A 19,978-nucleotide genomic window follows, 5' to 3' on the forward strand; every position below is an offset into this window, starting at 1 on the left:
GCGCCAGGACTGCCGAGTTTTTGCTGAAGTGAGAACCCCGTCTGAACCGTCAACTCCGTTTGAATGGGGGGCTCCAGCCGAGCTTGCCTTATCTGCAATCCGAACAGCACCAACGTGACCAGGAGCAGGATGACCAGCACCAGAGTGACCTTCAGCGGTGTGAACGTCCGCAGTATTCACAGCGGCTCCGCCATGAGCGGAGTTAGCAGCAGAAGAAGTGGTAGAAACCGCTCTCATGTGTTATTTCTTCCAAGCGGCTAGGCGCCACCAAGCCCCCCACGTCACGCCGTGAATATGGGGTTCGAGCAGGAGATTCGGTTTCTTCCACGAATTTTCCTTTGAGACGTAAATGTGGTTGACGTTCGCCAAAGCCAGCATGGATGGGTTTTCTGCGTGCTCGGCTTGGATCTTGCGCCACAGTTGGTTGCGCTTCGCCTCGTCGTTCTCACTGCGCGTCTCATCCAGCAGGTCATCCAATTTCTTGGAGCCGTAGTTGCCTGGATTAGCCCACTTACCCGTCGCGGGTGTGCGTGTGTGCAAATACTCATAGGCCATCACCGTGGCGTCATAAGGGGCCGATCCGCCGCCCAAAACGACCGACACATCGTGTACCTTCGGTTCGATGTCTTGCCACGTGCTGGACTTGGTTTCGAACTCTAGGCCCAGCTTCTTCATCTGCGAGGCGAACTCGATGGCGATGTCTCGGCGCAGCGTGTCGTTGCCTGCATAGTAGAGGTCTACGTGGAAGGGCTTACCGTCTTTTTCCCGCACACCCTGGCTGTTCTTCTTCCACCCAGCTTCATCGAGTAGTTTCTCCGCTTTGGCCACGTCGTGTTGGAAATCCAGGGCTGGATCGTGGGCATCACCGTAGATTGAGGACAATAGTCCAGAGATCGGAGTGCCCTGCCCCGCCAATGGTCCATCAATAAATGCCTGCCGATCAGCGGCGAGGTTCAAAGCCAAGCGCACCTTCGGATCGGCGAACTCGGGCGTTTCAGGGAAGGAAATACCCCGCCAATCAGCCGTCTTGGTGACATCTACGCTGATGCCGTCCTTACCTTCTAACCCCTTCAGTTGGCTGGGCGGAATAGCGGCACCATCAATTTCACCAGCAGCTACGCGCTGCGCGCGGGCCGTATCATCCGCAGCCGTCGTAACAACCAATTCCTTGACTTCCGGCGCACCGTCAAAATAGTTGTCGTTGGCTTCAAAGATCGTTTCATCACCCCGGCGCTCCTTCAGGTGGTAAGCGCCAGTACCCACGGGTTCGGTATTCAGCTTGCTTTGGGTAACGGCCCCTTTGTCCAGCATCTCGGAGGGAGCGATCGCGTAGGTGAGTCGCGACAACATTTCGGCAAGTGGGGAACGCAACTTAAACACCACGGTGTGCGGATCTTGGACCTGCACCTCGTCGATGATGTCGTAGCGGCTGACTACTTCGGAACCGGCGGAAATGTCTTTGGCTACGTCATACGATGCCTTCACATCTTCGGCATCGAAATCAGAACCATCGCTGAACTTCACTCCCTCTTTGAGCTTCACAGTCCACTTCGTGGAGTCAGCATTGTGTTTCGGCATTTCCGCAGCCAGTGCTGGCATAAAGTTCGGAACCTTGTCTGACGACGATGGCTCTGGTCGCAGCAGACCGTCGTAGATCGGGCTCACACCGGTTTGGGCATATCCCGTCGCTGGGTGGAATCCATCGCCAGCTTTACGGTCTGCCAAAACCAGCCGGGTGGGGTACTGGCCCTCCCCACCGGAAGCTTGGCGGCTCGGGTCACCGCAGGCTACCAGCGCCCCTCCAATCATCACGCCGGTTTAGGCACATGCTGCCCTTCGCCGCAGTTTTGTTCGCATACGTCATTCCTGTCCAGCACCCTATTTAAAGCACTTATTACAAATTCATTGTCATTACTAGAAGAAGAAACTACCTTACGGCATATTTAGATTTCAGCCCCTTGAACTTTTCTCGACAGCACCGCAGGGTGCCTTAAGCTTGGATGCCATGGACATCTTCACCCGCGCCACCCCTGAACCCCCTCATGCGTTGCGACAGCATTTCGCAATGCGCTCCCACTCCTGCGATACACATACCGTCTACTCCATTGCCCCTATGCAGTTCGGGGGCTCTCATTCCACCGACGCCACGCGCAACAGCCCGCACACTTCCGCCTTGGCGGAGATTCCACCCGAACACGCAGCTTCACAGGCTGTTCTTTTTATTGCGCCACACTCCCCCTCAGAGCCATTCACAAACAGACATTGGGATCTCGCCTGGCAACTCGCGGAAACCGATCTTCGAGTTGAAATACCAATCCCCCGCGCCAATAAAACTTCCACATCACCTTCCACTCCTCCCCCACACCCCACCACAGCATCTTCAACGCACCCCGGCACACCATCTTCAACCGCTACCGCCTCCTCCACAGGCTCTGCGACCATCCGTCAGACCTACCGCAACCTCCTAACGGACCACGGCCCTCAACTCGTAACAGCCATAGCGGAATCGTCTTGCATCCCCGAGTTATTGGACGCACTCCAGGAAGCGACCGCACCGCGCACCATTGTGCTACTGGCGCCCCACGCTAAAGACATAACTCTACTGAAACAGCTCTTCAGAGCCGATAGCCCGATCGCAGACCGTGCGCTAGACACTGAAGTACACATCTTCTTCGCCAAGAAGGATAAGGGAAGCCCGGGGATCGTCGACGAAGCGTCGAAATTAAAGAAAATTGGAGCCACAGTCATCCTCCACGAAAGCGCTAGCGGCGACCGCCTATACCATCTGCGACGTTCAAAGGCAGGGCGCGCAGCCCGGAAAGCGATCATTTCTGTGGCGCACAACACAGCAGCTCGGGATATTTAAGCAACATCATCGTTTCTAAAATACTGCCAAAAAAATAGGCGCGACCAGCGGAGAAAACTTCACCAAAGCCCTGTTCAATTGTTAATCTACCTAGCAAGTAATTAGTTCATACATATTCCGATTCCAGCTCGGATGTGAACTACTTGACTGAGTCACCGTGGCTCATACAGGACTTGCGAGGAGCACAACATGGACCTGCTTGCAGCAGGGCAGGCGACCTCCAATGACATTCCATGGAACATCACCGTTCCACTGGGCATCATTGGCGCGCTGCTTTCACTGCCCGCCTGGATTTTCTTCATCCGTGGCGCGGCGCAGATCTTTACCACGATCCGCCTCGGCCAACCGGCGCTGAAGAGGACGGACAATCCCGCCGGCCGACTGATGAACCTGATTAAGGAGATCGTCGGCCACACCAAGATGGCTAAGAAGCCGGGAGTAGCGATTGCTCACTGGCTGGTCATGGTCGGATTCCTGCTGGGATCCATGGTGTGGTTCGAGGCCTACATCCAGATCTTTGACCCCGAGGGTGGCTGGCCCATCATCGGCGGCTGGGGTGTATACCACTTCATCGACGAGCTGCTGGGCCTTGGCACTGTCATCGGCATTATCGCGCTGATCATCGTGCGCCAGAACATCGGCGACAAGGACAAGAAGGCTCGCTTCTACGGCTCCAACTCCGGCGCAGCGTACTTCGTCGAAGCCGTTGTGCTGATCGAAGGCCTGGGCATGATCTTCGTAAAGGCCTCCAAGATCGCGACCTTCGCGAGCTACGAGGGCGGCCACGCTGCCACCGACTTCTTTACGATGCAGCTGGCCAAGATCCTGCCGGAGTCTCCTCTACTGGTCTCCATCTTTGCGCTGATCAAGTTGCTGTCCGGCATGATCTGGCTGTTTATCGTGGGCCAGAACATCAAGTGGGGCGTTGCATGGCACCGCTTCATGGCTTTTTTCAACATCTTCCTGAAACGCAACTCCGATGGCCGCAACGCCCTGGGTGCAGCGAAGCCGCTGACCTCCGGTGGTCGCATGCTGACCATGGAGAATGCAGATCCGGAGGAAGACGCGATCGGCGTAGGCAAGATCGACGACTTCACCTGGAAGGGCTGGATGGACTTCACCTCGTGTACCGAGTGTGGTCGCTGCCAGGAGCAGTGCCCGGCGTGGAACACCGCGAAGCCGCTAAGCCCGAAGCTGCTGGTCACCAACCTGCGTGACCACGCCATTGAGTCCGCACCGTACCTGAAGGCCACCCGCAAAGACGAGAAGCACAGCGGTGGCATGTTCTCCGGCGATGGCGCTACCACTGCCGTTCTGGATGACCCTTCTGTTGACGCCCACGCGGACATGCCGTTGCTGCAGCTGGTAGCTGCGGGCGAGATGGGTGTTATCGACCCCGACGTACTGTGGTCCTGCACCAACTGTGGCGCCTGCGTGGAGCAGTGCCCTGTCGATATCGAGCACATCGACCACATCGTCGATATGCGCCGTTACCAGGTACTCGTTGAGTCCGACTTCCCAACCGAGCTGGGTGGCCTGTTCAAGAACCTGGAAACCAAGGGCAACCCGTGGGGCCAGAACAACAACAAGCGCTCCGACTGGATCCAGAAGGCCAAGGAAGATGGCATCGAGGTGCCGGTATTCGGCGAGGACATCGAGAACTTCGACGACACCGAGTACCTGTTCTGGGTTGGTTGTGCGGGCGTCTACGACGACAACGCAGTAAAGACCACCCGTGCTGTCGCCGACCTGCTATACACCGCCGGTGTGAAGTTCGCCGTACTGGGCGAGGGCGAAGGCTGTACTGGTGACTCCGCCCGCCGTGCCGGCAACGAGTTCCTCTTCCAGATGCTGGCAGAGCAGAACATTGAAATGCTCGACAACGCTTTCGACGGCGTTCCGCCGAAGCAGCGCAAGATCGTCGTGACCTGTGCACACTGCTTCAACACCCTGCGCAACGAGTACCCGGACCTGGGCGGTAACTACCAGGTTGTCCACCACACGCAGCTGCTGAACAAGCTGATCCGCGAGGGTCGCCTGGAGCCGGTTGCCGCACCGCAGAGTGGCCGCCAGGTCACCTACCACGACCCGTGCTTCCTGGGCCGCCACAACAAGGTCTTTGAGGCTCCACGTGAGCTGATCGGCGCTTCCGGCGCCAACCTGGTGGAGATGGATCGCAACCGCGATACCGGCTTCTGCTGTGGTGCCGGTGGTGCTCGCATGTGGATGGAAGAGCACCTGGGCGAGCGCATCAACCTGAACCGTACCGACGAGGCTCTGGCAACCGGTTCGGATGCCATCGCCATCGGCTGCCCGTTCTGTAAGACGATGATGACGGACGGCGTGAACAACCGTCAGTCCGACATCGAAGACAAGAGCCAGCGCACCCAGGTTATGGACATCGCCCAGATGTTCCGCGAGTCCGTCTTGGTTGACGGCGAACTGCCAGCACCGAAGTCTCCGGAGTTCCTGGTTGCGCCGGAGCGTGGCTGGGTAGACGAGGAGAAGCTGGCCCGCGAAGAGGCTGAGCGCAAGGCCGAGGAAGAAGCCAAGAAGAAGGCTGCCGAGGAAAAGAAGCGCAAGGCTGAAGAAGCTAAGAAGAAGGAAGCTGCTGGTGGCGCCGCCGCTGCTGGAGCCGCCGCCGCTGGTACCGCTGCTGCAGCACCGAGTGCACCGAGTGCTCCTGCTGCACCGGGTGCTCCAAAGGCTCCGTCCGCTGGCGCTCCGGCTGCACCGGGTGCTCCGGGCGCTCCTGCTGCACCATCTGCTCCGGGCGCTCCAGGTGCTCCGGCTGCTCCGTCCGCGGGCGCTCCTGCTGCGCCATCTGCTCCGGGCGCTCCAAAGGCTCCGCCCGCTGGCGCTCCTGCTGCTCCGTCCGCTCCAGGTGCTCCGGCAGCTCCATCCGCTGGCGCACCATCTGCTCCGGGCGCACCTGCTGCACCGGGTGCTCCAAAGGCTCCGTCCGCTGGCGCTCCTGCTGCTCCGTCCGCTCCAGGTGCTCCGGCAGCTCCATCCGCTGGCGCACCATCTGCTCCGGGCGCTCCTGCTGCACCGGGTGCTCCAAAGGCTCCGTCCGCTGGTGCTCCTTCTGCACCATCTGCTCCGGGCGCTCCAGGTGCTCCGGCAGCTCCGTCCGCGGGCGCTCCGGCAGCTCCGTCCGCTCCTGCTAAGGAAGAGCCAGCAGCAGCTGAAACGACTTCTGATGGCAAGATCAAGCTCGGCGCAACCGCACCGGCGGCACCAGGAGCTCCCGCAGCTCCCTCTGCTCCGGCGCCAGCAGCCCCATCTGCACCAGCAGCACCAGCGCAGAACCAGGCAGACACCGAGACCGCATCTGCTGAGGCCGAAGCTCCACAAGCACAGGCACCAGCAGCTCCGGCACCAGCACAGTCGGAAGCCAGCACTGAAGGTGGCGTCATCAAGCTAGGTGCGATGACCCCTGGCGCGCCAGGCGCTCCAGGTGCACCAGCACCGACCACTGCTGCGGCACCGGCTGCTCCTGCAGCGAACGAGGCGCCTGCAGAACCTGAGGCTCCAGCCGAGACAGAGACTCCCGCTGAGCCGGAAGCACCTGCAGAGCCGGAAGCACAAGCTGCACCAGAGGCACCAGCCGAGGACAACGCTCCTGCTGAGGATCAGGAGCAGCCTCAGGCAAAGACGGAAGGTGGCGTCATCAAGATCACGCCAACCGTCCCAGGTGCACCAGGTGCGCCAGGCGCTCCGGGAGCCCCCAACGCCTAAGGTCTAAAGCCTGAAGTCGGGAAGAATTTCCCGGTAACAACAGCCGCATCTGCTCAGCAAGAGCAGGTGCGGTTGTTTGCGTCTGTGAGGTTCGGACTACTCCGGATCACCCGTGAAGTGCCACGCGCTATACCCTTGGGCGACCTCGTGGGGTACTGACCGTGGGATCTCCTGGGATCCAAAAGCGCAGCGGTGCATCGACATTCTTGCTGATGCCGATACGCTTTCCCGCCACGAAGTCCACTGATTCGCTTGCGCGCTGAAAGTGAAGGACAGGCAGACGGGATGGATTAGAGGTTTTGCCTTGTCGAACTTCAGCCCCGTTCAGCTCGAGGTCGAACCCCATCGCCTGGCCGAGGTTTCCTGGACCGCGGGCCAACGCGGCGTCGAGAACCTTAGATCCCCGGCGCCGACGAGCAACCTCGTAACCATCGATGACTTCCCCACCACGCAGAAGCACTCCGCCCGCATGTCCATCAGGACTGCACACTAAGTTCCCGGCGCGGTGAATGCCATAACTCGCATACACATACAAGTGAGACGAAGGACCGAACATCGTCATGCAGCGCGGAGTGGGCCCCTTAAAAGCGTGCGATGCAGGATCGGTTTCCCCAAGGTAGGCCTCTACCTCCGTGATCCGAATGGCCACCTGCCCCAAACGCAAAATGCCGCCCAACAACAACGGGGCGACGGCATCCGCAGACTGGTCGAAATCAATCAGACTGTCATTGAAAGCGTCGATCGAGTTACTAGTGGAAGCGTCGGTCATGCCGCAAGTTTAAGGCAAGCACCCGGAAGCGGGAGCAGCGGCAATCGGCCCCCGTCCAGCCCGGGAATGTACCGCACGCGTATGGTGCCCTAGAATGAATTCTCATAGAGAGGCCTCACGCCTAAAGATAGAGGTAGGTTTTCCATGACTGACGCTGATTCGACTGACAAGAACGCTCCCCTCACCTCGGGGAAGTCTGTAAGCGACGCTGAGGAAACCTCTGTTATGAAAGTCAGCAACGACGGTAACGGCAGTAACGACACTAACGGCACTAACGATGCAGACGCTCCGAACAGCAAGCCGACTGAACCCACGGAAAATCCTGAGTCTCAAGAGGAATCCGAAGAAGAAAAGCCAAAGTCGGGTTTTCGGAAGTTCTTTGGGATCATGCCGTTCTGGGCGTGGGTTCTTACTCTCGGCCTGATCGCAACAATCATTGTTGCCATCGGCGCCTACACCTCCATGCGATCCACGGAGACGGGCACTCCCGGCAGCATCAGCAACACCGAACAGCTGAAACCCTCGTACCCGAAGCCCACTACCAGCGGCAAGTACGATGACGACGATACGAAGCCAACCTCCGACGCGGGATCCGGCTACGGATCGGGTTACGGCAATGGGTACCAGGACTACGGCTACACACCACAGGAACCGCAGCAGACAGAAGCGACTTCCACGGAATCCGAAACAGAGAAGCCATCTACCAGCCCCAAACCCTCTACTCCGTCCCGCGACGGAGACAACCGCCCCTCTCCGAGAGGCAATCGCGGCAACAATAGCTCAAGCCCCCGCCCCCGCGTTGGAGGTGCCGTCGGCGGTAACACAGGTGGTGGCACGGGCAACGGCAATAGCTCCCCCAACACCGGCGCCGGCGACACTGGCACTGACAGCGATTCCGACGCAGGCGTTGCCGAAGAGTAGTGTGCCGCCCCGGTAGACATACGCGCGGTCGCGCATACGCAGGGTGGCGTCGTCAAAAAACTATAAAAACAGCAGTCACAATGGCACAATGGGGAGAATGAGTAGACCCAAACGCCCAAGCGAACTGCGCACGTTGGACCAATCGACGAAGCTGCAAAACGTCCTCTACGAAATCCGCGGCCCGGTGAACACCGAGGCGGAGCGGATGGAGGCCGACGGGCACCGCATCCTGAAGCTCAACACGGGCAATCCCGCGGTGTTTGGCTTCGAGGCGCCGGATGTGATCATGCGCGACATGATCGCCGCGCTGCCAACGGCGCAGGGCTACTCCACGTCGAAGGGCATCATCAGCGCCCGGCGCGCCATCGTTTCCCGCTACGAGGTCATCCCCGGCTTCCCCCAGTTCGACGTCGAAGACGTCTACCTAGGCAACGGTGTATCCGAACTAATCACCATGACAATGCAGGCGCTGCTGAACGATGGTGACGAGGTTCTGATCCCCTCCCCCGACTATCCACTGTGGACTGCCTCCACGTCGCTTTCCGGTGGTCGCCCCGTGCACTACCTGTGCGACGAGGAAAACGATTGGATGCCCTCCATCGAGGACATCAAGGCGAAGGTCACGGAGCGCACGAAGGCCATTGTGGTTATCAACCCGAACAACCCTACGGGTGCTGTGTACTCTCGCGAGATCCTGCAACAGATCGTGGATGTGGCTCGCGAGCACTCGCTGTTGATTCTGGCAGACGAGATTTACGACAAGATTCTTTATGACGACGCCCAGCACATCAACGTCGCATCACTGTGCCCGGATCTGCTGTGCATCACCTACAACGGTCTCTCCAAGGCCTACCGCGTGGCAGGCTACCGCTCTGGCTGGATGGTTATTACGGGCCCGAAGGGGCATGCAAAGGGCTTTATCGAGGGCGTGAATGTCCTGGCTGGCACGCGCCTATGCCCGAACGTGCCGGCGCAGCATGCGATCCAGGTTGCGATTTCCGGCCGTCAGTCTATCGATGATCTGGTGCTGCCGGGTGGCCGCCTGTTGGAGCAGCGTAATGCGGCCTTCGAAGCCTTGAATGAGATACCGGGCGTGAGCTGTGTGAAGCCAATGGGCGCGCTATATGCTTTCCCGCGCCTGGATCCGAATGTGCACGAGATCCACGACGACGAGAAGTTCATGTTCGATCTTCTGCGCTCCGAGAAGATCCATTTGGTGCAGGGTACGGGCTTCAACTGGCCGACTCCGGACCACTTCCGCGTGGTTACGCTGCCGTGGGCCAGTGACCTGCGCGCGGCGATCGAGCGCTTGGGTAACTTCTTGGCTAGCTACCGGCAGTAGCTGTTACAGGCTGGCGCCCTTCTGGGGCGCCTTTTTTATTGACGCCACCTGCGCCCCAGTTACTTTTGGAAATTCAGGTAGGCCTTCGAGGGGGTCGGGCCGCGCTGCCCCTGGTACTTGGAGCCCAAGGCGCCACTACCATAGGGGGATTCCGCCGGGCTAGTCATGGCGAAGAGCGCCAGCTGCCCAATCTTCATGCCCGGGTAAAGGGCGATGGGCAGGTTGGCCGTATTGGAAAGTTCCAGGGTGATGCGCCCGCTAAAGCCCGGGTCGATAAAGCCCGCAGTGGAGTGCGTAAGTAGCCCGAGGCGACCGAGGGAGGACTTGCCTTCCAGGCGCCCAGCAAGGTGTGCGGGAATGCTGAAGCATTCCAAGGTGGCGCCGAGGACGAACTCGCCGGGGTGCAGAATGAAAGCCTCATTGTCGGGGACTTCCACCAGGGTGGTGAGCTCTTCCTGTGGCTGCTTCGGATCGATGTGCGTGTATTTGGAGTTATTGAACACGCGGAACAGGCCGTCGAGGCGCACGTCGATGCTTGATGGCTGAACCATCTTGTCGTCGTGAGGGTCGATCTTCAACTCGCCGGATTCAATGGCGGCGCGGATGTCTCGGTCTGAAAGTAACACGCTCTATAGCCTAGCGGGTGTGGAGTTAGCCCCGGCCTAACGCCAGGAATTTCCACCCCGCGGCCTCCCAGGTCTTGCGGGGCAGGCAGTTGCGTCCATCCAGCACGGCGGGGTGTTCCCCTGCCACCAGCTCACGGGCAGCCACTGGATCGAGCTCTTGGAACTGCTTCCACTCCGTCGCCACAATGACGATTTCCGCACCACGCAGCGCTTCCTCCACATCGGGCGCGTAGTTGAGCGTGGGGAAGATCTTCGCAGCGTTCTCCATCCCCTGCGGGTCGTACACGGTCACATTCGCACCGCTCAGAGATAGTGAACCTGCTACGGATAGCGCTGGGGAATCACGCACGTCGTCACTGTTGGGTTTGAATGCTGCACCCAGAACCGTAACGTTCCGACCGATCAGGGAACCGCCCAGCGTCTCGCGCGCCAGCTCTACTGTTTTCTCGCGGCGACGCATATTAATGGCGTCCACCTCACGAAGGAACGTCAGTGCTTGGTCGGCGCCGAGCTCACCTGCACGAGCCATGAACGCGCGGATGTCCTTTGGCAAGCAACCGCCGCCGAAGCCCAGGCCTGCGCCGAGGAACTTGCGGCCGATGCGATCATCCATGCCGATTGCATCGGCGAGCGCAGTAACATCCGCGCCGACAATTTCGCAGAGCTCGGAGACGGCATTGATAAAGGAAATCTTGGTGGCTAGGAATGCATTGGCCGATACCTTAACCAGTTCGGCAGTCGGCAAATCCATGACGAGGAACGGGGTTCCCTCGTCGAGCGCGGGGGCGTAGATCTCCCGTGCGAGGTCTTCAACCCGCTGTTGTCCTGCTTGGTCTTCGCTGCTGGAGCTATCCCCGCCCAGACCTAGGACGATGCGGTCAGGGTGCAATGTGTCTTTCACAGCATGGCCTTCGCGGAGGAACTCAGGGTTCCAGGCAATAGCAATGTGTGCGTTGTTTGATGACGCCGCCGTTATGTCATTGGCCTTCAACTGCAGCTCGTGCGCAGTGCCCACGGGCACGGTGGACTTGCCGAATACAGTGTGCTGTCCCTTGACTAGCGGTGCGAGGGTCTCGATAACTGCATTTACATAGGTGGTGTCTGCAGCGTATGAACCTTTGCGCTGTGGGGTACCCACTCCGATGAAGTGCACGTCGGCAAACTCAGCCGCTTCTGCGTAGTCAGTAGTGAAGCGCAGGCGACCAGCCTCAATGTTGCGGGTGAGGATTTCTGGCAGTCCGGGTTCAAAGAAAGGTACGCGTCCTTCCGAAAGAGCCTGGATTTTGTCCGGGTCGACATCGACTCCGAGCACATCGTGGCCCATTTCGGCCATGCAGGCGGCGTGGGTTGCGCCAAGATATCCCGTTCCAAACACTGTCATACGCATAGCAGGCAAATTTACAATTGCTAGGTAAACGGGAAGTAACCTTCAGATGATCTTGTTAGCAGCGTTAGGTTAACTGCGTTTGAGCACTCCTAAGCCCAATCTGAGCGTCAGGTATGCACATCATCAATCCCGGTAAGGTGCCGAACGCTCAAAAATATCGTCACCACCCCCGAAACAGCACCCCCATCCGGGAGTCAAGGCGACACGCTGATTATTGATAGATATATCCGTATAGCTGGGCATATAAGAGGGAAAGCTATCCCACTTCAGCGCGTAAACGATTTAGATGACCCAAATCACACCGAAAGTTCCCTCCCAGCTTCCCAAAAACTTCAACTCCCTGTTAAGGTTTATTTTTGTTAGGGCTTATCAGCGTTTCTCCAGCTTAGTTGTGAGATTCTCTTACGAAAGAAGAAGTGAACAACAAGGAGCCCCGGGGGAGCTTGAGTGAAGTCCTAGACTTCGAACCGCTCACACTTTCAGAAAGGCATTTCAGATGCGTAAGTTCCGCAACGCAGCTCTGGCTGTTGCTACCGCTACCACCGTTGCCATCTCCGGCGTTTCCGTTGCTTCTGCTCAGAACAACGAGGGCCAGAACCCACCCGCTACCGGCTCCTCCGACCTGAAGGACAAGCTCGGATGGGGTCAGGACTTCACCGGTGACCAGGTCGGTAACTGGCTGAACCCGAAGTACGACGGCGAGGACAAGAACAGCGCCCTTCCTCTGTGGGCCAAGATCTTCGTCGGTGGCGGCATCGCTGCTGCAGCTGCTTCCGTCCTGGGCCTGGTCGTTGCTCCGGCCTACAACTTCCTGAAGTACAACGGCTTCCTGGGCTAATTCCAGAGCTGCAATTCTCTTTCATCACACGATTTCAAGGAAAAAGGATTCTAACATGAAGAACTTCCGCAAGGCCGCTCTGGCCATCGCCACCGCTTCCTCCGTTGCACTGGGCAGCACCGCTGTTGCTTCCGCTGAGGGTCACCAGAACCTGTCCCCGATCTACGGCTCCTCCGCTGAGGCTAATAAGAACGTCGGCGAGGCTCTGAACACCGGCGACAAGGTTCACGGCGCTAACCTGTGGGGTAAGGAGCAGATCGACAACCAGCCCGGCTGGTGGATCCTGACCAAGACCCTGACCTTCACCGCTATTGCTGGCGCTATCGCTAGCGTTGGCATTGCTATCGGCAACTACCTGAAGAACCAGGGCATCATCATCTAAGACCCTTTAGAGCTCCAAGCTCTGGGCTTCGATAGCCGAGGGGGCGGGAACGATATTTCGTTCCCGCCCCTTTTCGCATGCCTGCAGTTCTCCGTAGGCCCGCCCCCAGAGCCGCCGGAGGCTTAGGCTCTTACTTACAGCTCACGATCGGCTGGGGATCGTAGACCGTGCGCTGGGTTTCGCGGGATAGTTCCTTGCCCTTCAGATCCTTTACCACGCGCGTATCAGTAGTGGTAAAGCCCGGAGCACCCGAAGATGGCGAGCACTCGTCACCATCGAGCTCAATCTTCTTAGGCGAGGTCGGGTTCGTCCGCTCACCCGGGATGGATTCCACATCCACCTGCTTCACGCCACGCAGCTCCACGGTGACGTCGCCATCACTCACACGCGTCTTAATGCGCACAGGAGTATCAAATGGGTTCTTAAACTTTAGGTCGATCGCCCCCTCGTACACCGTGGCCTCTCGGCCAGCCGGATAGCGGGAAATGTAATACGAGTGCGGGGTATGGGCGACGTCTTCCATGCCCGCGAAGTAAGAAGCGTTATACAGCGTGGTCGCAAACTGTGAAATGCCACCGCCCACAGCCTTGCCGACGTGACCGTCAATAATAATGCCGGACTCCACAAAGCCCTGCTCCGTACCACGCGGCCCCGTGTGCCCGTTCAGAGAGAATGTCTCGCCCGGCAGAACGATGGCGCCGTCCACCATCTCCGCTACACGGCGAATATTGGTACCCGACGAACCACTGAAGCCACCAGTGGTAAAGGTGCCGACGACATCGTCAAAGTGTGCCTTCTTGGCCTGTGCGGTGGTGTACTTTGCCTTCTTCTCTTCGTAGAGAACCTGATGATCGCGCTTCTTCTTATCCAGAGCCTTGGCCTGGAAGTCGCCAAGCGTTTCCTTCCACTGAATAGCCACACCATCCTTGGACGGCACCACCTCGATATCGTCGCCGTGGAACTCGAAGCTAGCGTCCCGATATTCCACCTCAGTGCTGGAAAGCTGTTCGCCTAGGATCTCCTGCACCTTCTCGGTATTCCACTGCGGCATGAACTCACCGCCTTCCACCTTGAAGGTCAAAATGTCATGCCAGTTCTGTGGGGTGATTACACCATCGACCTTTTCCCGGCCATGGAACACCAACTTCTTCGCCGTCGCGGGCACCACGTACTGCTTGGCTGCCCGCTCGGCTGCGTCCTTATCAGCATCAGCCGGCGTGATGGTCGCCTCCACGTTCACGCGACCATCAGTGTTCAGCCAGTTGTCTCGCACCTCGGAACTTAGCAGCTCCCGATCCACAGTCTGCCCCGGCTTGTCTTCCTTAATGTCAGCTTTGCCCTCGGTATTAACGGAAAGCTCAGCATTCTGTGGGTCGCGGGTTAGTTCCCTTTCCACGCGATTCAGGGAGCGGTTGAGGTTCTCATCCGTAATCTTCGAGATGATGCCCACCTCGCGGGTCTCGAAGAACGAGCGGATACGCGTAATAGGGTTCAGCGGCTGCTGCCCTGCCTGATCCACCGTGGCACCCCAATCCACCTGCATGCCGGACTGTGTGGGCTCAAGCTTGGTACTCATATTGCCCGCCAGAACAGTGACCGGCTGTCGGGTACGCTCCCCCAGGTCGTTACGTAGGCGCTGTTCAGCCTGGGATTTATCCACGCCACTGATGTCTACGCCACCGACGGTTACGCCCCGGGGAACCTTGCCTTCACTCATGGCCAGATCTACGCCGTAGAGGATGCCCCCCAAACCGATCAAGCCGATAAAGAACCAAGCCCACCACGGAATGCCTCGTCGCTTGCGGGGCTTGACGGGACGGTTCCCGTCCCCCACCTGCGCACGGTGCTGGCCGTGTGGGCGACCTTTGCTCGTCTGATCCTGAGAATTCACGCAGGTAAGTCTATCGTGAATACCCCCGATCAGGGAATTCTTTTATCGCGGATTACAAGTGCGATTCACAGAATCGCGCACATGATCTTCCGGAATCCGCCCATCGTCAATCGCCTTGCGGATGGCTTCCACCACATCGGGGATCTCCACCGCACCCGCCGCCGCCAATGCCACATCCGCACCGGCTGCCAGCGCGGCAACAGCTGCCTCGGGACCAGGGTAGCGATCCGTCACAGCTTTCATTCCGGTCAGGTCATCGGTATAAATCACGCCATTGAAACCTGCGGCGTCATGCTGCGGGCCGTAGCCACCATCCCGCAGCAGCTTGTACGCGGCAGGGTTCACGGACGACGGCAGACCCTCGCCGAGTCCCGGAACCTGTACATGGCCAACCATGACGGCCATTCCGTCAACGTCGATCAGCTCCCGGAAAGGTAGCAGGTCGTTAGCGTGCATCTGCTCCAGCGGCGGAGTGGTCACCGCACCCATGTGCGAATCCCCCGTCGCATGACCGTGACCTGGAAAGTGCTTCAGGACAGGAGTCACACCGGCCTCCTGCAACCCCTCCGAGTAGGCCCGTGCGTAGTCGGTGGCAACCTTCGGATCGGCACTGAAGGAACGGGAACCGATCGCGTTATCGGAGACATTCTGCCCGCCAGCCAAGTCCACCACTGGCGCGAAATCCACGGTAATGCCCAGGTCGCGGATCTTCTTGCCATGTTCGGCCATAAGGTCGCGCACTTGGTCGGGGCTCATCGTCTCCGCCATCTCCTTGGCGCTGGGCAGTTCGCCGATAATCTCAGATAGGCGTTGCACCAGCCCGCCTTCCTCATCCACACTCACCGTCAGTGGTTCGCCCGCGCGCTTCTCCAGCGCTGCCAGGCTACGCGCGGGATCACCTTGGCCATTGAGGATTGAGCGATCAGTCTGCGAGCCGATAAAAAGGTGGCGCACGCCTTCGTCGATGGCTTGTTCTGCAGATTCGTAGCTAGTGACGCCCACAGCCAGCATTCGGCCAGCCATGTCCCTCGGGGCCTTGTTCTCCACCTGGGTGCAAGCCTTTTGGTTCTCCGCCTCGGCGGCACTGCCGCTGGTCGACGGAGAGTCCGCGGAAGAGGCGGCAGCGGACGTGCTGGCAGAGGTGGAGGATGCGGTGGGCTGGTCAGTGGGCGTCGAAGAGGAACAAGCGCTTGAGGCTACAAGAAGAGCGCACGCAACGGCGCCAATGGCTACATGTCTACGGGGCATAGTATTAACGTAGTAACAAACGCAACGTGTAGCGCACCAATCGAAGGGCGCATATCAAGGAGCGAGCAACATGACCGAACAAGCACAGCAGGCAGAACAAGCGCAGCAAACACAGCACAAAACCTTTGACGCGAGCGGCGATACCGTACTCATCGCCTATGACGGCTCCGCCGAGGCCCGCGGAGCTGTGGAGCACGCCGGGCGCTTCCTGTCGGCGAAGAACGCCTACATCCTGACCGTCTGGGAGCCTATCCACCGCCAGGCGGCACGGGCAGCGGGCATGAGCGGCATGATGCAGCACGACTGGTCCAACGAGACCGGCGAGCATCCAGAGGATGATGATCCGGCTTATGCTGAGGCCGTCAACACCTGTAACGAGGGCGTGGAGTTAGCCAACTCCCATGGTTTTGTTACCGAACCCTTTCTGGTAGAGTCCGGAACGGCTATTTGGAGCGCCATTGTTGACGCAGCTGATGAACTGGACGTGGATCTGATCGTGACGGGCACTCGCGCCCTCTCCGGTTGGAAGTCTTTCCTGCAGTCCAGCGTGTCGGACAGCATCATTAAGAACGCTGGTCGCCCCGTTTTGATTGTCCCGCCCATTGAAGATGAGGACTAGTTTTCGCAAACGAATGTTTGTGACGTGTTTCATTGGGTACGATCAACAAGAAGCTAGTACGCTAAAACCACAACAGTCCCACTAGGAACAGGAAATCACATGGCTAACGAAACCGCCTCCACCCGTCGCGGCCTGGGCGCCCTGGTCGCCTCCGCAGTCGCAGGCCTGGTTCTGGGCGGCGCCGCAACCTTCGGTGCTGGCGCAATGGCCGACACCACTGACCTCCCCACCGATGAGCAGATCGCCGTGAACCAGGACAATGCCTTCCTGGGCGCAGTCCAGTACGGCGGCCGCGCAGAATAAGGCGCACCACCCACGTGCCAACTTCGGCGCACCGTCCCCTTTCTCGCCGCGCATGGGCTCTTAGTGCCCTTGCGTGGTTTCTTTTCGCGTTCCTACAGTCCCCCGGGCTGACCTCCGCCGATACAAAACTGGATCTAACGGCCGATCCTTGGGGCTTTCTACGCCAAGCGCTGTACCCCTGGACGGATACTTTCCCCCTGGGGCAATTGCAGAACCAGGCCTACGGATACCTGTTCCCCCACGGCCTATTCTTCGCAGTCTTTTCCTTCCTGCCCAATTGGATAACGCAACGCTTGTGGTGGGGGCTACTACTTACGCTCGCTTTCGCTGGCACTGTCCTGCTGTTGCAACGGCTCCAGATCGGTAGCCGCAGCTCGCGGGTGATCGCCGGCATCCTCTTTGCCCTATCTCCACGCATTCTCACCACGTTGGGGGCTATTAGCTCCGAGGCGTGGGTGTGCGCACTTGTGCCCTGGGTGTTGTTGCCGGTAGCAAGTGCTGCCCTCATAACGCGAGGTGGACGAGGTTGGCCCGACCGGCGCTCACGCGCCTACCTCGCGAAATACGCCCTCCTCAGCGCGCTGGCCGTCCTCTTCCTCGGCGCAGTGAATGCCGTCGCTACAGTTGTGGCCATCCTGCCCGCAGTGATTTTCTGGCTCGGCATGTGCCTGCGCCGTCCACGGGTGGGTCTCTACTTCGCACTGTGGTGGGTTCCCGCCGGGTTGCTCGCCACATTCTGGTGGATCGGTCCACTCCTGCTGCTGGGGAAATACTCGCCGCCGTTCACGGATTACATCGAGTCAGCCTCGCTGACGACCAATTGGATGAACCTCGCCGAGATTCTGCGTGGCACCACCAGCTGGACCCCTTTCCTCTCCGCCGAGCGTCAGGGCGGCTACGCGCTGGTCGGCGAACCGGTCTTCATCGCCGGAACCCTACTGGTCGCCTTTCTGGGTCTGTGGGGGCTTACCCGCCCGAACCTTCCCTTCGCCCGTCGCTGGCTGGCGATTCTGTTAGTGGGAATCGGCGCAATGGTGTTTGCCACCGCCCCGATCTCTCCGCTCTCCGTGTGGGGTCGCGTATTTCTCGACAGTGCGGGCGCCCCGCTGCGCAACCTGCACAAATTCGATCCACTAGTGCGACTCGCACTGGTGGTCGGTATCGCCCACGGCCTTGCACGCCTCCCCTGGCCGGGACTTAGCCGCGAGCGCTGGGCACGGTGGCGCAACCCGGAAAAGTACCCGGAGGTTCCCCGCACCATCGCCATAAGCCTATTGATCGCCGTGGTCACCGCCACGGGCTGGAGTGGGCGCATCGCTGCCGCCGATGCCTACCGCCAGATTCCTGACTATTGGACCCAAGCCGCCGACTGGTTGAACTCCGAGGTCAAGAAGGAAGCCGGGGATTCCCATACCCCTGCCCGCACCATGATCCTCCCCGAGGCTCGATTTGGTCGACAGACCTGGGGAAACACCCGCGACGAACCCGCTCAGCCACTACTGGACGTGCCGTGGGTCGTGCGCGATTCCGTTCCACTAGTACAGCCCGAGGCCATCCGTGGGTTGGACGGACTCCAGCGCGAACTCGAGTCCGGCACAGCCATCCCCACCCTCGCCCCTACGTTGTGGCAACAAGGCGTGGGCTATCTGCTGCTGCGCTACGACCTCACCACCGCTGCCGATACGCCGGGCGCCAAGCGGGTTCAGCGCACCCTCGACCGATCGGGCGGATTCGAGGAAGTCGCCTCCTTCGGCGACGACCAGGTGCGGATCTATCGCGTCGACGGCGGTGTTACAGATGGCACCGACGGCACCGCGGGTGATCTGCGGATTATCGACGCCGAACGTATCGACGTCGCCCATGCCAGCCCCGAGGCCCTTCCCCGCCTGGCGGCAGCGGACGCTGCCTTAGGCCGGCAAGGCGTGCCGCGGACGCGCGTGGGGGCGTCCCAAGGAAAAGACCTAGGGGTACCGGCACAAACGGTAACCGACACGCCTGCGCTGCGTGAACATAACTACGGCAACGTGGTGGGCGCCGACAGTGAGATCCGCAGCCTCGACGATCCCAGCCAAGTACTCAATCCGGTGCGGGATTACCCAGTGCGCGATGCCGATGGGCGTCCGCTGTCTCCGGAGGAAATGACGCATGTGGAAGCCCAGGGCGAGGTACGTGTTTCATCAACCGCAGCAGACCCAACGGGCTTCGGTGGTGCGGAAACATATTCGTCGGCAACCTCCGCAGTGGATGGCTCACAGCGCACCGCGTGGCGGCCGACGGTCGGCAACGTTGCCGGACAGTACATCGAGTTCCGGGTGGGCGACGCACACAACAAGCTTGGGTTGCACCTAGACATTCAGGGGCGGCCCGCACGCGTGCAGGTGACAACATATCTGCAGGGCAAGACGGTTTCGGGCACCAGCGCTACCCTCAAGCCCGGCGAAACGAACAAGGTCAAGGTGCCCGCGGGGCGCGCAGATTCGATCCGCGTAACGATTGTGGGCGCCTTCGGTGACTTCGGCATCGCCGAGGCAAAGGTACTGGCCGACGGCGATGAGGACGTGACCCCGCGGCGAGTACCCACTGTGCCTGCTGTGCCTGCTGCCGGGGAAAGCGATAACAAGTCGACGCTAAACCGGTGGGTTTTTGGCCAAGAGATCAATGAATCCGTGATGCTGCGCGGCTTTGAGATTCCCAAATCCGTCGGCAATGGTACCGGCGAACTGCCGGTTGTTGTCCACTCCTCCGAATGCACAGCTGACGGAAAGAAGGGTGCGCCGGTAACGATCGACGGGCAAGACTACTTCTGCGGGGACACGCTCAACCTCACAGCGGGCAAGCACGTCCTGTCCACCACCGCACGCTGGTCGGCGCTGACAGTTGCCGAGCCACTGTTCGCCGCAGCAGTGCGGGAAACACCGGCGGCCCAGCCCCTCCAGCAAGGCACTCGCTTGGAACCTGCGGACAAGAAGCGCGTACTATTCAGCCCCTCGCAAGCAAACCCCGGACGGATCGCCACCCTGGAGAACGGAGGCGAAAGTATTCAGC

At 59.8% G+C, this 19,978-nt stretch carries 15 protein-coding genes and 1 pseudogene; 10 read left to right on the forward strand and 6 right to left on the reverse strand.

Annotated elements, in window-relative coordinates:
• Nucleotides 1-240 precede the first annotated feature (240 nt).
• Nucleotides 241-1,809, reverse strand: coding sequence for an ABC transporter substrate-binding protein (locus ACWXWJ_RS06160; protein ID WP_473963850.1), 1,569 nt, complete (start codon nt 1,807-1,809; stop codon nt 241-243).
• Between the two features lie 718 nt (nt 1,810-2,527).
• Between ACWXWJ_RS06160 and ACWXWJ_RS06165 the strand changes: the two genes are divergently transcribed.
• Nucleotides 2,528-2,866 (forward strand): hypothetical protein, encoded by a 339-nt coding sequence (locus ACWXWJ_RS06165; RefSeq protein ID WP_473963851.1) that lies wholly within the window; start codon nt 2,528-2,530, stop codon nt 2,864-2,866.
• Between the two features lie 189 nt (nt 2,867-3,055).
• Nucleotides 3,056-6,607 carry a (Fe-S)-binding protein gene (locus ACWXWJ_RS06170; protein ID WP_473963852.1) on the forward strand — a complete coding sequence of 1,184 codons (3,552 nt, stop codon included), beginning with the start codon at nt 3,056-3,058 and terminating at the stop codon, nt 6,605-6,607.
• 127 nt (nt 6,608-6,734) lie between these two features.
• On the opposite strand, the gene ACWXWJ_RS06175 is transcribed toward ACWXWJ_RS06170, so the two are convergent.
• A complete protein-coding gene (locus ACWXWJ_RS06175) occupies nt 6,735-7,376 on the reverse strand; it encodes a DNA-3-methyladenine glycosylase (protein WP_473963853.1) in 642 nt (213 codons plus the stop codon).
• 144 nt (nt 7,377-7,520) lie between these two features.
• Here ACWXWJ_RS06175 and ACWXWJ_RS06180 point away from each other — a divergent pair, with 144 nt between their 5' ends.
• Nucleotides 7,521-8,297 carry a hypothetical protein gene (locus ACWXWJ_RS06180; protein ID WP_473963854.1) on the forward strand — a complete coding sequence of 259 codons (777 nt, stop codon included), beginning with the start codon at nt 7,521-7,523 and terminating at the stop codon, nt 8,295-8,297.
• An 88-nt stretch (nt 8,298-8,385) separates the two neighbouring features.
• Nucleotides 8,386-9,639 carry a pyridoxal phosphate-dependent aminotransferase gene (locus tag ACWXWJ_RS06185; RefSeq protein ID WP_448306881.1) on the forward strand — a complete coding sequence of 418 codons (1,254 nt, stop codon included), beginning with the start codon at nt 8,386-8,388 and terminating at the stop codon, nt 9,637-9,639.
• 59 nt (nt 9,640-9,698) lie between these two features.
• On the opposite strand, the gene dcd is transcribed toward ACWXWJ_RS06185, so the two are convergent.
• Nucleotides 9,699-10,265 (reverse strand): dCTP deaminase, encoded by a 567-nt coding sequence (dcd, locus tag ACWXWJ_RS06190; RefSeq protein ID WP_473963855.1) that lies wholly within the window; start codon nt 10,263-10,265, stop codon nt 9,699-9,701.
• 25 nt (nt 10,266-10,290) lie between these two features.
• Entirely contained in the window at nt 10,291-11,652 is a 1,362-nt protein-coding gene (locus tag ACWXWJ_RS06195) for a UDP-glucose dehydrogenase family protein (protein ID WP_473963856.1), read from the reverse strand.
• A gap of 496 nt (nt 11,653-12,148) precedes the next feature.
• Between ACWXWJ_RS06195 and ACWXWJ_RS06200 the strand changes: the two genes are divergently transcribed.
• Nucleotides 12,149-12,490, forward strand: coding sequence for a hypothetical protein (locus ACWXWJ_RS06200; RefSeq protein ID WP_473963857.1), 342 nt, complete (start codon nt 12,149-12,151; stop codon nt 12,488-12,490).
• Nucleotides 12,491-12,545: 55 nt separating this feature from the next.
• Nucleotides 12,546-12,872 (forward strand): hypothetical protein, encoded by a 327-nt coding sequence (locus ACWXWJ_RS06205; RefSeq protein ID WP_473963858.1) that lies wholly within the window; start codon nt 12,546-12,548, stop codon nt 12,870-12,872.
• A gap of 130 nt (nt 12,873-13,002) precedes the next feature.
• Here the strand turns inward: ACWXWJ_RS06205 and ACWXWJ_RS06210 are convergent, their stop codons facing one another.
• Together ACWXWJ_RS06210 and ACWXWJ_RS06215 are read right to left on the reverse strand one after the other, a co-directional pair.
• The gene (locus tag ACWXWJ_RS06210; RefSeq protein ID WP_473963859.1) at nt 13,003-14,763 is read right to left on the reverse strand and encodes a VanW family protein; all 1,761 of its coding nucleotides are present in this window, start codon (nt 14,761-14,763) and stop codon (nt 13,003-13,005) included.
• A gap of 42 nt (nt 14,764-14,805) precedes the next feature.
• Nucleotides 14,806-15,786 carry a glycoside hydrolase family 3 N-terminal domain-containing protein gene (locus ACWXWJ_RS06215; protein ID WP_473963860.1) on the reverse strand — a complete coding sequence of 327 codons (981 nt, stop codon included), beginning with the start codon at nt 15,784-15,786 and terminating at the stop codon, nt 14,806-14,808.
• Here ACWXWJ_RS06215 and ACWXWJ_RS06220 point away from each other — a divergent pair.
• The 4 genes and pseudogenes from ACWXWJ_RS06220 to ACWXWJ_RS06235 all read left to right on the forward strand — a co-directional run.
• Complete coding sequence (locus ACWXWJ_RS06220; RefSeq protein WP_448306869.1) at nt 15,785-16,024, forward strand: hypothetical protein; 240 nt, start codon at nt 15,785-15,787, stop codon at nt 16,022-16,024. The genes ACWXWJ_RS06215 and ACWXWJ_RS06220 overlap by 2 nt on opposite strands.
• 57 nt (nt 16,025-16,081) lie before the next feature.
• Nucleotides 16,082-16,630 carry a universal stress protein gene (locus ACWXWJ_RS06225; protein WP_293790573.1) on the forward strand — a complete coding sequence of 183 codons (549 nt, stop codon included), beginning with the start codon at nt 16,082-16,084 and terminating at the stop codon, nt 16,628-16,630.
• A 99-nt stretch (nt 16,631-16,729) separates the two neighbouring features.
• Complete coding sequence (locus tag ACWXWJ_RS06230) at nt 16,730-16,933, forward strand: DUF2613 domain-containing protein (RefSeq protein ID WP_473963861.1); 204 nt, start codon at nt 16,730-16,732, stop codon at nt 16,931-16,933.
• Nucleotides 16,934-16,947: 14 nt separating this feature from the next.
• Nucleotides 16,948-19,008: pseudogene (locus ACWXWJ_RS06235) on the forward strand (DUF3367 domain-containing protein); the annotation flags it as partial.
• Nucleotides 19,009-19,978: the final 970 nt, after the last annotated feature.

The sequence above is a fragment of the Corynebacterium sp. p3-SID1761 genome (genome assembly GCF_055862885.1).